General features: G+C 71.8%; 10 protein-coding genes. 4 read left to right on the plus strand and 6 right to left on the minus strand.

Going from position 1 to position 13,498, the window contains the following annotated elements:
* Positions 1–608, plus strand: a 608-nt coding sequence (locus AC1D12_RS10410; protein WP_477840298.1) for a 3-deoxy-D-manno-octulosonic acid transferase, incomplete at its 5' end; no start/stop codon positions are given.
* Between the two features lie 212 nt (positions 609–820).
* On the opposite strand, the gene AC1D12_RS10415 is transcribed toward AC1D12_RS10410, so the two are convergent.
* Entirely contained in the window at positions 821–1,267 is a 447-nt protein-coding gene (locus AC1D12_RS10415; protein ID WP_477840300.1) for a helix-turn-helix domain-containing protein, read from the minus strand.
* A 78-nt stretch (positions 1,268–1,345) separates the two neighbouring features.
* Here AC1D12_RS10415 and AC1D12_RS10420 point away from each other — a divergent pair, with 78 nt between their 5' ends.
* Both AC1D12_RS10420 and AC1D12_RS10425 read left to right on the plus strand, forming a co-directional pair.
* The gene (locus AC1D12_RS10420) at positions 1,346–2,119 is read left to right on the plus strand and encodes an alpha/beta fold hydrolase (RefSeq protein WP_477840302.1); all 774 of its coding nucleotides are present in this window, start codon (positions 1,346–1,348) and stop codon (positions 2,117–2,119) included.
* 66 nt (positions 2,120–2,185) lie between these two features.
* The gene (locus AC1D12_RS10425; RefSeq protein WP_477840304.1) at positions 2,186–3,634 is read left to right on the plus strand and encodes an HD domain-containing phosphohydrolase; all 1,449 of its coding nucleotides are present in this window, start codon (positions 2,186–2,188) and stop codon (positions 3,632–3,634) included.
* On the opposite strand, the gene AC1D12_RS10430 is transcribed toward AC1D12_RS10425, so the two are convergent.
* The 3 genes from AC1D12_RS10430 to AC1D12_RS10440 all read right to left on the minus strand — a co-directional run bounded on the left by AC1D12_RS10430 (position 3,635) and on the right by AC1D12_RS10440 (position 7,797).
* Positions 3,635–6,403 (minus strand): immunoglobulin domain-containing protein, encoded by a 2,769-nt coding sequence (locus tag AC1D12_RS10430; RefSeq protein ID WP_477840306.1) that lies wholly within the window; start codon positions 6,401–6,403, stop codon positions 3,635–3,637.
* Between the two features lie 48 nt (positions 6,404–6,451).
* Positions 6,452–7,357 (minus strand): c-type cytochrome, encoded by a 906-nt coding sequence (locus AC1D12_RS10435; protein WP_477840308.1) that lies wholly within the window; start codon positions 7,355–7,357, stop codon positions 6,452–6,454.
* A gap of 95 nt (positions 7,358–7,452) precedes the next feature.
* Positions 7,453–7,797 carry a cupin domain-containing protein gene (locus AC1D12_RS10440; protein ID WP_477840310.1) on the minus strand — a complete coding sequence of 115 codons (345 nt, stop codon included), beginning with the start codon at positions 7,795–7,797 and terminating at the stop codon, positions 7,453–7,455.
* Positions 7,798–7,932: 135 nt separating this feature from the next.
* Between AC1D12_RS10440 and AC1D12_RS10445 the strand changes: the two genes are divergently transcribed.
* Positions 7,933–10,683: a helix-turn-helix transcriptional regulator gene (locus AC1D12_RS10445; protein ID WP_477840312.1), complete on the plus strand. Its 2,751-nt coding sequence runs from the start codon at positions 7,933–7,935 to the stop codon at positions 10,681–10,683.
* On the opposite strand, the gene AC1D12_RS10450 is transcribed toward AC1D12_RS10445, so the two are convergent.
* Entirely contained in the window at positions 10,643–12,847 is a 2,205-nt protein-coding gene (locus AC1D12_RS10450) for an ATP-binding protein (RefSeq protein WP_477840314.1), read from the minus strand. The two genes, AC1D12_RS10445 and AC1D12_RS10450, sit on opposite strands and share 41 nt — an antisense overlap.
* A gap of 29 nt (positions 12,848–12,876) precedes the next feature.
* Entirely contained in the window at positions 12,877–13,401 is a 525-nt protein-coding gene (locus tag AC1D12_RS10455) for a putative pterin-binding protein (protein ID WP_477840316.1), read from the minus strand.
* Between the last annotated feature and the right edge of the window lie 97 nt (positions 13,402–13,498).

Consider the following 13,498-nt stretch of genomic DNA (forward strand, 5'->3'; position numbering starts at 1 on the left):
GCCATGCGCTCGCGCGGCCGGTGCTGCTGGGCGCGGTGATGCGCGAGGGCGAAGAGGCGATGCTGCTGGCCGAGTGGGCGAAGCGAGCGGCCGAGAACCGCCCGCTGCTGCTGATCGTGCCGCGGCATCCGCAGCGCTTCGACGAGGTCGCGGCGCTGGTGCAGGCGGCCGGGCTCACGCTCGCGCGGCGCAGCGGCTGGGGCGACACGCCGCCGGCCGAGGCCTGGCACGCCGACGTGTGGCTGGGCGATTCGATGCGCGAGATGGCGCTGTACTACGCGATGGCCGACGTGGCGCTGCTCGGCGGCAGCTTCGCGCCGCTGGGCGGGCAGAACCTCATCGAGGCGGCGGCCTGCGGTTGCCCGGTCGTGATGGGGCCGCACACCTTCAACTTCGCGCAGGCCGCGGAGCTGTCGCTGGCGGCGGGCGCGGCGCTGCGGGTGGCCGACATGGCCGCAGGCGTCGACACGGCCTGTGCCTTGCTCGACAGCCCGGAGCGCGAGCAGCGCGCCGCGCAGGCGAGGGCGTTCGCGGCGGCGCACCGCGGCGCGGCGCGGCGGATGACGGGCTATCTGCTGCGGTGGCTGCCGGTGAAGGCCGCCTCCTGAGCAAGACAGGTAAGAAACACCGTTCGCCCTGAGCCTGTCGAAGGGCCGGACTGAGCTTGTCGAAGGCCTTGCGCGCTTCGAATGCAACCCTTCGACACGGGCCCTCGACAAGCTCGGTCCCTGCTCAGGGCGAACGGGGTGAACTGCTTCTCGAGAGAGGTGGGCCATCGCTTCGTGGCACGAGGTCCCAGATATCGACAGATCGGGCTGTCTCAAGCCCACAGATCGCGCACGCAGTCGAGTTGCTCTGCCAACTCGCGCAGGCGCGCCCAGAGCTCGGTGCGGGGAACTCCTTCCTCGGCGTGGACCTGCTCGACGATGGACGCGAGCATTTGCACTGACGCTTCTTCGAGCAGTGCGTTCATCTGGGGCTCGAGGCGAGCCGGGATGTCGCCGTTCAGCAGGATGGCTTTCAGCTGTGTTCCACGCATGACGCGCCGGTAGCTGACGCTTGCTGAACGCGCAGCGATGTTGACGGGTGAGATCGATCGGACGCCGGTACCGCCGCGCTTCGGATGAGCGGGCGAGACCGTCAGCGACAGGCCCAAGGTGTTCAGCAGGCGCGCCGTCCGATGAAGACTCAGGTCCTTGAACGAGCCGTTCTCGATCTGGTTGATCGTCGCGCGTGACAGGCCGGCAAGCTTGGCCAGCCTCTGCATCGGATGATCGTCCGATGGTCCTCAGCTCTCGTTGAGAGGACAGTCCGTGCTCTGCCAATTCACCACCGGGAACACACCATGAACATCGTCAAGCTGGCCGCCCTCGGCCTCACCGCTTCCATCGTCGCTGCCTCGGCTGGCGCGGCCACCCCGGCCGCACCGGACAGCGCCAAGCCCAGCGTCGTGATCGTCCACGGCGCGTTCGCCGACGGCTCCGACTGGGCCAAGGTCGTGCCGCTGCTGCAGGCCAAGGGCCTGAACGTCGTCGCGGTGCAGAACCCGCTGAGCTCGCTGGCCGACGACGTCGCCGCCGCGAAGCGTGCGATCGATGCGCAGCCGGGCAAGGTCGTGCTGGTCGGCCATTCGTGGGGCGGCATGGTCATCACCGAAGCGGGCGACAACCCGAAGGTCGCCGGCCTGGTCTACGTGGCCGCCTTCGCACCGGACGCCGGCCAGTCGGTCGGCGATGTCGGCAAGGGCTTCGCGCCCGGCGCGGGCCTCGCCCACCTGAAGGCCGATGGCGGCGGCTTCCTGTCGCTGACGCAGGARGGCATGAGCAAGCATTTCGCGCAGGACCTGCCCGCCGCCGCGACCGCGGTGATGACCGCGACGCAAGGCCCGATCCAGGCGAAGGCGTTAGAGCAGAAGGTGTCGGTCGCCGCGTGGAAGCAGAAGCCGTCGTGGTACCTGGTCGCCGACAACGACCACATGATCGTTCCGGAGCAGCAGCGCGCGATGGCCAAGGCGATCAACGCCAAGGTTTCGAGCGTCGCCAGCAGCCACGTGCCGCAGCAGTCGCAGCCGGCCCAGGTGGCGGCGGTGATCCTGGATGCGGTGCAGGCCGCCCGCTGATCGCGGCATGATGCGGGGCCTACCGCATGCGGCGGGCCCCCGTTCAATTCCAGAGTCCTTCGATCGATGTCCTCCCCATCCGCCGCGCTGCCCGACGCCCGCGTCACCGTCTTCGATGCCGTCAAGGCGCTCGCCTTCGTCGGCGATCTCAGCATGGGCCAGCCGGTCGACCACTCGGCGCGCACCGCGTGGATCGCGGCCCAGCTCGCGGCGGCACTCGGTCTCGAGGGCGACGCGAGCTCCCATGCCGCCTACGTCTCGCTGCTGCGCTGGTCGGGCTGCACCGCGAACGCGCCGGAGTTCTCCGAGCTGATGGGCGACGATGTCGGCGGCCGGCGCGCGATGCTCGCGGCCGGGCTGCCGGCGCACCTGGCCGGCTCGATGGCGCCGGTGGCGCAGATCCACTGCGAGGTGTCCGGYGACGTCGCGCGCACGCTGGGCATGCCGCAGGCGGTCGAGCTGCCGCTGCGCCGCATCTTCGAGCGCCCCGACGGCCACGGCCAGCCGAACGGCCTGCGCCCGCCCGACATCCCGGTCGAGGTGTTCATCGTCTCGGCCGCGAGCGACCTGGAGATCTTCAGCCGCGTCTACGACCTCGAGCGGGCGCTGAGCTACCTCGCGTCGCGCGCCGAGGCGGCCTACCCCGCCGAGGTGGTCGAGGCGGTGCGCCGCCATGCGGTCGACTGGCTGCATACGCTGGAGCAGGACCCGGCCTGCGTCGACACCGCGCCCGTCATCGGTACCGACACGACCTCGCTCGAACTGATCGCCGACGTGATCGACCTGAAGCTGCCGTGGCTGACCGGCTACTCGCGCCGTGTCGCGCTGGTGGCTGCCGACTGTGCCGAGCGCCTGGGCCTGCCGGCGCCGGCGCGCCAGCGGCTGTACCGTGCGGGCCTGGTGCACGGCATGGGCCGTGCGGCGGTACCGAACGCGCTGTGGGACCAGCCCGGCACGCCGAGCGAATCGGCGATGGAACGGCTGCGGCTGGTGCCCTACTGGACCGCGCGGGCCGCGCGCCGCATCGGCAACCTGGCCGCGGAGGCCGAGCTCGCCTCGCATGCCGACGAGCGGCTCGACGGCTCCGGCTTCTTCCGCGGCGTGTCGGGCACGGCGATCGGCCCCGAGGCCCGCGTGCTCGCGGTGGCGACGCAGGCGGTGATGCTGCAGACCGCGCGCCCGGGCCGTGCCGCGCTGTCGTTCGACGAGGCGCTCGCGCAACTGCAGCGCGATGCGCAGCGCGGGCTGTTCGATGCCGACGTGGTGGCCGCGTTGGGCGGCGCTTCCCGCGCCACTGCGCCGCCGCCAGGGGCGGAGCCCGCGGCGCTGCTGACCGGCCGCGAGGTCGAGGTGCTGCGCTGCATCAGCCTCGGCGAGAGCAACAAGGAAGCGGCCCGCACGCTCGGCATCAGCCCGAGCACCGTGCGGGCCCACCTCGAGAACATCTTCCGCAAGCTCGAGTGCACCACCCGGGCCGCCGCCACCCTGAAGGCGATGACGACCGGGCTGCTCTGATCAGCGGCCGCGGGTGGTGGCCTTCGCGAGCGATCGCGCGACCGCCTTCGCGGACTGCGGCTTCGCCGGCGGAAGACTGCCGAGCAGGCCGCCGTTGACGATCTCGACCACCAGCCCGCCCTCGGTGCCGCGCACGCGGCCGATCACCTGGCCGTTGCCGCTGATCGTCACGGTGCCGCTGCCGCTCAAGCTGCCGGGCTGCGTGCCGAAGTCGAGCTGGAAGAAGCCGTCGACCACGTAGTTCACGCCGCCGCGGCTGAACGCGAGCTGCGCGTACTCCTCGCGGATCAGCAGCGTCTGCACCGCGGGCTCCACGCCCTGCGTCACCGTGTGCATCAGTGCATTGCCGCCGGTGAAGGTCGACACCGACTGGGTCGCCACGTCGGTCACGGTCAGTCCGTTGGCCGGCAGGTAGCGCAGCTTCGTGGTCTCGGTCGTGCCGTTCAGGCTGCCGTCGAGCTCGACCTTCGCGTTGCCCTGCACGCGGTTCGTCTTCTCGTCACCGTTCATGTCGTCGGCCGTCACGCGGAAGTCGGTCACGGTCGACTGCGCCGAGCCGACACGGTGCGCCAGGTCCGCGAAGCTGTACGCGAGGCTGYTGCTGCCGGTGTACAGCGAGGTCGATTCGGTGCGGCAGGCATTGAACTGCGCGGCCAGCGTGTGGTTGCCGGTCGGCAGCGTCGTGCCCGGTGCGGGCGCGGCCCCGCCATCCAGCGTGATGCCTGCCGTGCCGCCGCCGCACACCGCGCTGACCGCCAGCACCTTGAAGCCGTCGTCGGCGAACTGCAGCGGTGCGCCGGCGGCTTCCATGCCTGGCAGCCACGCGGTCATCAGCGCGAGCAGCTTCGCCTGCTGGTCGTCGCTGGCCTGGTTGACCGTCAGCGTCGCGGCGGCGCTCGTCACGCTGCCCTTCGCATTCTTCACGACCACCTGGAACTGCGCGCCGTTGTCGGCCGCGGTCACCGCGGCCAGCGTCAGCACGTTGGCCGATGCGCCGGCGATGTCGGTGCCGTTGCGTTGCCACTGGTAGGCGAGCGGTGCGCTGCCCTTGGCCTCGACCGCGAAGACCGCCGAGCTGCCGACGTTGACGACGATGCCCTGCGGCTGCGTCGTGATCACCGGCGGCGATTGCGCCGGGATGACGGTGAGCTTCGCCGCGTCGGTCGTCAGCGTGCCGCCGGCGTTGCTCACGGTGACGCTGAACAGCGCGCCGTCGTCGCCCTCGACCGTCGTGAACGCGTAGCTGGGCGATGCCGCACCGGCGATCGCCTGGCCGTTGCGCTTCCATTGGTAGGTGAACGGCGCACTGCCGGTCACGCCCACCGTGAAGACGGCGGTCTCGCCGGCATTCACCGTCGCGTCGCGCGGTGCCCAGGCCAGCGTCGGCGGGATCGGCGTCGCGCTGACGGTGAGCTTGGCGGTCGTGGTCGTCACGCTGCCGGCGGCGTTGGTGGCCTTCAGGCTGTAGACGGCGCCGTTGTCAGCCAGCGTCACCTCCGGCAGCCACAGGAAGCTGCTGTCGCTGCCGGCAATCTCGACGCCGTTGCGCAGCCAGACATAGGTCATCGGCTGCGTGCCGTCGATGGTGGCGTAGAACATCACGGTCTCGCCGATCGCCACCGTCTGCGCGCGCGGGTTGCTCGTCACCTTCGGCGCGAGCTTGCTGCCGGTGGTCGCGGTTTCCAGCACCATGCATTCGGTCATCGCGCCGTTCTCGCTCCCCATCGTCACTTCGTGGATGGCGGTGACGAGCTTGTCGGTCGCGGCCCACACCGAGGTGGTCGAATCCTTGCGCACCTGCACGACGAAATGGCCGGTGGCGTCGGTGATCGCCGAGCTGCGCCCGGAGTAGTCGACGCCGCTGGTGCTGACCAGCACGTTCGCCGCCGGCTTGCCGTCGGCGGTCACCACGCAGCCTTCGAGGTCGACGGTCTCGGCGACCTGGTCGGCGTTCCAGTAGCTGAAGTGCGTGACGGTGCCTTCGTAGTACTGGTTCGCGCCGGTGCCGCTCAGCGTGGCCGTGCCTTCCTGCACCCAGCGCGCGCTGGCCTCGTCGAAATGCCACAGCGGCACGCTGGCCGGCGGGTTCGGCGAGCGGGTCGACAACGGGATGCGCACGGTGGCCTGGCTGCCGGGCTTCAGGTTCAGGCGCTTGCCGTCGGCATCGCGCAGGTCGACCTTGACCGCACCGAAGCTCTCGATCGCGCGCACGCTGCCGTTCTGCAGCGTCGTGTAGCCGCCGGGCATGCGCTCGGGGTCACGTGCCGGGTCGACCGGCGTGACGCTGACCGACACGGTGCCGGCCGCGGGCGCGCCGGTCTCGGCGTCGACCAGGCTGGCGGCCGGCAGCGCCACTTGCGCGGTGCCGGCGGCGTTGCCGATGACGGCGCTGGCCGCAGCGGAGAAGGTCTGCGGCGCGGCGAGCTTCAGCAGGCGCACGCGGATGTCGGCCGTGCTGCCGGTGGCGAGTTTGACGACGGCGACGTTCGCACCGTGTTGGGTGGCTTCGACCTTGACGGTCACGCGCTCGGCCGGCGCGACGCCGGTCAGCGTGAAGCTGCCGTCGTTCGCGGTCTTCGTGCTCGCGCTGCCGGCCGTGACGGTGGCGTTGGCGACGGCCTGGTCGCTGTCCATGTCGACGACGTGCCCGGTGACGCTGGCGGTGGCCGGTGGCGGGTTGTTGCCGCCATCGTTCGAATCGCCGCCGCCGCACGCGGCGAGGGCGAGGCTGGCGAGCAGGGCGGCCAGCCCGTGGGTGAATGATTTCATCATCGGTGTCCCTTGGTGAGGATTGAGGAGGGCTTCAGGAAGAGGGCTTCAGCGGTTGCCGGCGGCTCGCGGCGCCAGCCCCTTCAGGTGCAGGTACAGCGCCTGCGCATCGGTGTCGTTCAGCGCCTGCAGCGATTCGAACGGCATCACGCGGCTGATCGCACTGCCGTCGGGGCGCCGGCCGCTGCGCAGCATCCGGACGAACGCGCCCGCATCGGCGTAGTGCGCCATCGCACTGGCGTCGCCCGGTGTCAGGTTCGCGGCGGCCGGCCATTCGGGCGGCGCACCGGGAATGCGCCCGCCCGACAGGCCGGCGCCGTGGCAGCCGATGCAGGCGTTCGCGACGTAGGCACCGTGCGCGGCGGTCGGCGCCTCGGGCACCGGCTGCGACGGTGGCAGCGCGTGGTCGATGATCTCGGCCGCGTCGTGGATCACGCCGGCGGCATACAGCGCCTTCACCGGCAGCGGGAACTCGATCACCGCGGGACCACCGGTCGCGGCCGGCATCTGCCGCAGCCAGGCGATCAGCGCGCCGAGGTCGGCATCGGTCAGCCGGTTGTAGTCCTCGCTCGGCATCACGATCGCCGGGCGGCCGTCGGGCTTCACGCCGTGGCGCACGGTGCGCACCCAGTCGGCCACCGTGTAGCGCTCGACCGCGCTGCCCGGCGCCGGCGTGATGTTGGGCGCGCGCACCCGCATGCCCTTGCCGTCGTTGACGACGTCCTTGCCGCCACCGTCGACGCCATGGCATTCGGTGCAGCCGCGCGACAGGTACAGGTACTTGCCGCGCGCGAGCCCGGCGTCATCGCCCGGCAGCGCCACCGGGCCGACTTGCAACGCGACCTGCCGCTGCATCTTGCGTTCGCCCAGCTGCGCACCGAGCACCAGGGCCGCGGCACCGGTGGCGACCAGGCCGCACAGCGCGAAGGCGCCGCGTTTCAACCATGTGTTCATCGTGAGGACTCCGGGTCAAGCGGGTGTTGCAGTGAGGCTCGCAGTGTTCCGGGAGCCTCATGCCGTCACATCGCCCGAAGGAGCCACCGGCCGCGTCAGCGAGGAGCCACCCCTTTCGGGGGAGCTGCGACTGCAACCAGTTGCAACAGCCCGCCGCCGTGGTTGACGACCTGGTGCTCCGCACCCGTCGGCACGATCAGCGTGCACGGTGCCTGGAAGCGCTGCGGCCCGTCGGGCAGCTGCAGCTTGCCGCTGCCCTGCAGCACGAGGATCGCCAGCTCGCCGTCATGGCGGTGGCAGCCGGTGGCCGCGCCCGGTTCCAGCTGCTGCGTCCAGGCTTCGAACGCATGGATTCCCTGCGCCGCCCCGGCGACGCCGACACGCGGGTTCGGGCCGTCCGGCGGGTCGCGGGGCAGGGCGCTGTGGCTGATGACAAGCATGCCGCGATGCTGCGGGCCGGCGGCCCTGGCCCGCATCGGCCGAAGGAGCCATCGGCCGCCGGACGGCGGGCCATCCCCTCATTTGAGGAGGTCGCGCAGCGCGCCGTGCCGGCGGTGCGCCGTCAGAATCCCGCGATGTCGTCGACCGCCCTCTCCGGAGCCGCTCCCCATGCCTTCGCGCTGGCCAAGATCCAGCCGCCGCGCCCGCGCACCAGCCTGGTCGGGCGGCCGGTGCTGGAGCATGCGCTGGGCGTGGCACTGCAACAGCAGCGGCTGACCTTGCTGCTCGCACCGGCGGGTTACGGCAAGACCTCGGCGCTGGCGCGGCAGATCCGCCTGCTGCCGCCGGGCACCGCGCTCGCGTGGGTGACGGCCGACGAGGACGACCAGCTGCCGCGCTTCCTCGCGTGCCTGGGCAGCGCGCTGGAGCCGCACGACCTGCCGTGGCGCGTCGACCCCGATGCGCTCGCCACGCTGGCGCTCGGCGAGCGCGGGCTGCGCGCGGTGGCCGACGAGCTCGTCAATGCGCTGGCCGGCGCCGAGCGCGCGCGTGGCCTGCTGGTGCTCGACGACGTGCACCGCATCGCCGACCCGCAGGTGTTCGAGCTGCTGCAGTTGCTGATCGAGCGRCTGCCGCAGCCGTGGGGTGTCGTGATGGCGAGCCGGCTGGAGCCGCCGCTCGCGATGGGCCGCTGGCGCGCGGCCGGCGAGCTCAGCGAGTTCCGGCAGTATGAACTGCGCTTCAGCGAGAACGAGGTGGCCGACCTGCTGGCGAGCGCCGGGATGCCGGCCGAGGCGGGGGCCGCGCGCGAACTGCTGGAGCGCACCGACGGCTGGCCTGCCGGGCTGCGCCTGAACCTGACGGCGCGGCCGGGTGCGCCCGGTGCGCGCGCCGGCGCGTTGACGCAGCGCCACCTGTTCGACTACCTCGCCGCCGAGGTGCTCGACGAGATGCCCGACGAGCTGCGCAGCTTCCTGCTGTGCTGCGCGGTGCTGCCCGAGCTGACCGTGGCACGCTGCGCGCACGTGAGCGGCTCGCCGCATGCGGCGCGGCTGCTGGCCGAGGTGGAGCGGCGCGGCCTGTTCGTCAGCGTGCTCGATGCCGACGAGCTGACGCTGCGGCTGCACGACCTGTTCCGTGATTTCCTCGAAGACCGGCTGCAGCGCGAGCGCGCCGCCGACCTGCCGGCGCTGTTGCGCCGCGCGGCCGAGGGCGAGGACGACCTGCCGCGCGCCGTCGGCTACCTGGCGCGGGCGGGCGCGTGGGACGAGGCGGCCCAGGCCGTGGCCGGGCGGGGCGCCGAGCTGCTGGCGATCGGCGGTGCGCCGAGCCTGGCGCGCATGCTGGCGCTGTTTCCACCGGCGGAGTTCGACGGGCGGCCCGAGCTGCATTTCCTGCGCGGGCTCAGCTGCTTCCCGAGCTTCGCGTTCGACACGATGCTGGCCGCGATGCAGCAGGCCGAAGCCGGCTTCCGCGCGGCCGGCCGCGATGCGCAGGCGTGGCGCGCGCGGGCCTATGCCTGCCTCGCGATGCAGAACATGGCGCAGACCGAGGTGGCCGCGCGCGAGCTGCCGAAGCTGCTGGCGCTGCCGCTGGACGACGGCACGCGCGCCTTCGTGTGCTTCGGCTCGGCGTGGGCGGCCTATGCGCAGGCGCGCGCGGCCGACGTGGCGCCGTGGTTCGAGCAGATGCTGCAGGCGCTGGAGCGGGTGCCCGAGCCGGCGGTGTGGGATGCCTGCTTCTTCCACAGCCTGATGGTCGGCATGCCGGGCATGGACGTGCTGCTGGAGCGCTTCGGCCAGCGCGCGACGGTGTTGTTCGGCGACACGCCGACGCAGCTGCGCGCCGGCGTGCTGCATGCGCGCGCATGGCTCGCGTTCTCGGCTGGGCGGCTCGACGAGGCCGAGCACTGGCTGGCGCGCRCCGACGAGGACTGCCGCTGGCTCGGCCGGCCGCGCAGCGTGCTGACCGAGAACCACATGGCGCACACGCTGATCGATGCGGTGTGCGGGCGGCGCGAGGCGGCGTATGCGGCGGCGCTGGAGGGCCGGCACGACCTCGCCGAGCACGGTTCGGCGCCGAACCGGCTGACGCACGAGTACGAGCTGCTCTTCACGCACAGCCGCGCGGCGTGGATCCTGCAGGACGAGGCGAGCTTGCGCGAACTGGATGCGCGGCTCGCGCAGGTGCTGAATCCGTACGAGTGGGCAGCGGCGTCATTCGACCGCAGCTTCAGCCGCGCATTCGTCGCGATGGTGGATGGGCGGCTGGCCGATGCGCAGGCGCTGCTCGCGCCGCTGGCGCTCGATCAGGAGCCGTCGTGCTTCTTCCCGGCAGGGCAGGCGACGGTGCTGCTGGCGGATGTGCGGCTGCGGCTCGGCGTGGTCGACGAGGCCGCGGCCACGCTACGGCCCTGGATTGCGCGGGCGATGGAGGGCGGTTCGGTCGGCGGCGCGCTGCTGTGCGGCTGGCCGGTGCTGCAGCGGCTGCGCGACACGCGCTGGGGCGAGCGCCTGTCGGCGGACGAGAAGGGGGTGCTCGCGAAGCTGGCGGCGACGCTCGCGCCGCGCGAGGACCCGGCGGTGCGCGCCGCGCGGCCGGGGGGTGCGGCCGCGCGGGCGTCGCTGGACGACGATGTGCCCGCGCCGCGGACGCGTGCGGATTCGCTCGGTGGCCTGAGCGACCGCGAGCGCGAGGTGCTGGAACGCATGGCCGCCGGCGACGGCAACAAGCTGATCGCGCGCGAGCTCGACCTGAGCCCGCACACGGTGAAGCGGCACGTGGCGAACATCCTCGGCAAGCTGGGGGTGGATACGCGCGGGCAGGCGGCGGCGCGGTGGCGGGCTACCCCAGCAATCCCAGTTTCACGCACAGATCCCGCGTGATCCCCATGTGCCGGTCGAGCTCGTCGAGCAGCGGCTCGATCGGCGTTGTCGCGTCGTCCGCGGCCGCCTCCTGCAATCGCGTCGCGGTCTCGGCCACGCTGCGCAGCCCCAGGCTCAGCGCCGCGCCCTTCAGCGCATGCGCCTGGCTGCGGATGCTCTCGCGGTCGCGCCGGCCCTGCGTCTGCCGCAGCGCTTGCAGCGTGCCGCTGTGCAGGCTGAAGAAGCGGGCCAGCAGCTCCGCATACTTGGCCGGCGAGAGCGCGACGCTGACGTTGTCGACCGTCGCCTGGTCGAGCGGCGAGGCCGGTGCCGCTGCACTGCTGCCGTCGATCGCCGTGAAGACCGTCGAGGGGTGCTGGCCGTAGCGCCCCAGCACCTCGCGCAGCTGCGGCAGGTGCGCCGGCTTCGTCAGGAAACCGTTCATGCCGGCCTGGCGGGCTCGCTCCTGCGATTCCTGGAACGCGTCGGCCGTCAACGCGATGATCGGCAGCTCGCCCTTCGGCAGCGGCATCGCGCGGATCGCACGCGCTGCCGCGAAGCCGTCCATCAACGGCATGTGCAGGTCCATCAGCACGATGTCGAACTCCTGCGCCTGCACCGCCCGCACCGCCTGCTCGCCGTTCTCGGTGAACACCGCCTGGTGCCCCAGCTTGTCGAGCACCGCTTCCAGGTAGGCGCGGTTCACCGGATGGTCCTCAGCCACCAGCACGCGCATCGGCTGCGTCGCTGCGGCACCGTCCGACGTCGCGCCGGGTGTCGTGCCGCGCGGCGGCTCGATCGCCGGCAGCGGCAGCGTCACGACGAAGCGGCTGCCGACACCCGCCTGGCTGCTGGCCGCGATGTCGCCGCCCATCAGCCGCGCCAGGCTGCGCGAGATCTCCAGCCCCAGGCCGGCACCGCCATGCCGGCGCGAGGTGGTGTCGTCGCCCTGCGAAAAGCGTTGGAACAGGCGGGCGAGCATCGCGGCATCCATGCCGATGCCGGTGTCGACCACGCTGAACAGCAGCGCACCATCGGCATGCCGCGTCACCGCCAGGCTCACCATGCCGGCGTTCGAGAACTTCAGCGCGTTGCTCAGCAGGTTGAACAGGATCTGCTTCAGCCGCGTCGCGTCGGCGCTGACCCAGGGCGGTACGTCGGGCGCGATGCTCACCTGCAGCTGCAGGCCCTTCGCATGCGCCTGCACGCGCATCAGCGCATCCACCTGGCCGAGCATCGCCACCAGGTCCAGCGGCTGCGGCACCACCTGCAGGTTGCCGGACTCGAGCTTCGAGATGTCGAGGATGTCGTTCAGGATCGCGAGCAGGTGGTTCGCCGAATCCTTCGCGGTGCTCAGGAAGCCGGCCTGCTGGCCCGACAGCGGCGTGTCCTGCAGCAGCGACATCATCCCCAGCATGCCGTGGAACGGCGTGCGGATCTCGTGGCTCATGTTGGCGAGGAACACGCTCTTCGCACGGCTGGCCGATTCGGCCTCGGTGCGCGCCACCGCCAGGTTGTCGGCCAGCGCCTGCAGGCGGGTGCCGCGCTCGGACAGCCCGCGGAACTGCCGCAGCACGACCAGCGCGAAGGCGATCAGCAGCACGCACTGGAACAGCGTCAGCCCGAGGCTGAGCTGCGATTGCGTGCGCACCGCGGCGTTGCGCTGCGAGACACGTTCATAGAGCAGGTGCGAGGCGCCGAGCGACAGGTCGTGCAGCGGCACGCTCAGCCCGTCCAGCCGCACCAGCAGCTGGCGCAGCGCGGCCGCGTCGAGCGCGGCCACCGGCTTCTCGCCGAGGTAGCGGTCGGCCTCGGCGACGAAGGCGCGCACCTGCAGCATCGCCTGCGTGTAGATGCCGTGGTCCGGCATGATGCGCGCCGCGCGTTCATGGTCGACCAGGCCGATGCGGCTCACGAAGATGTCGTAGCGGTTCTGCAAGGCCTCCGATGCCGCGGCGCGCGATTGCTCGAGCGACAGGTCGGCCAGCGCGATGTGCATCTGGTTGCGCAGCCGCAGGTGCTCGGTCTCCAGCTGGAAGAAGCTCCAGCCGAGCGCGTCGTTCTGGTAGTGCACGCTGCTGTCGAGCAGGTCGTACTGGCGCCATTGCACGTACACGGCGGCCAGCAGCGCGAGCACCAGCGTGGTGGCCAGCATCGCGAGCCAGGCGCGGCGGGGCGCGGTCACCGGCAAGGGGTCTGGAACGGCGGCCCCGGTCATCGGATCTCGAGCAGCCGCAGCTGCCAGACCGCGCGGCCGTAGTGCACCGCGGTGCGCAGCTCGGGCTGGTCGTCGAACGGATAGATGATGACCAGCGGCCCCTTGTCGCGCACCGGCATCGGCTTGTCGTCGAGCAGCCAGGCCACCATCRCGGCGCTGGCGGCGGCATCCTCGATCGGGATGTCGACCTTGTAGTCGTTCAGCGCGACCGCCCGCACCACCTGGCCCTGCGCACCGGCAGCGGCCAGCAGATCGCGCAGCCGCACGCCGGTGAACTTGCGCGGCTTCGAATACCACGGGGTGCGCGTCGAGAAGCTCTGCTGCGGCAGCTTCTGCAGCGCCGCCAGGTCGAACGACAGGCCGTCAGGCCCGTTGCGCTGCTGGATGCTGCCGGCGATGGTCAGCAGCGGCCTGCCCTCGGGCGGCGCGTCGGCCGCGCCTGCGGCACCCGCCGTCAACAGGCCGGCCGCGGCGAACAGCGCGCAGGCCCAGCGTTTCCCCCCATGTCCCGATCGTCCCATCTGACGGATTTTGCATTGGTTTCACGTCGCGACGCAGCGTGACGCGCCGGCATACTCCAAGCCGATGACATCGACATCCGTGACCCGCCTGTTGTTC

This window comes from Rhizobacter sp. P1_G5, from assembly GCF_056405435.1.

Bases quoted from the DNA above. Each gene is read 5' to 3' on its own strand.
- AC1D12_RS10440 (WP_477840310.1), bottom strand. From the start codon at position 7,797: ATGCTTGTCATCAGCCACAGCGCCCTGCCCCGCGACCCGCCGGACGGC.
- AC1D12_RS10435 (WP_477840308.1), bottom strand. From the start codon at position 7,357: ATGAACACATGGTTGAAACGCGGCGCCTTCGCGCTGTGCGGCCTGGTC.
- AC1D12_RS10415 (WP_477840300.1), bottom strand. From the start codon at position 1,267: ATGCAGAGGCTGGCCAAGCTTGCCGGCCTGTCACGCGCGACGATCAAC.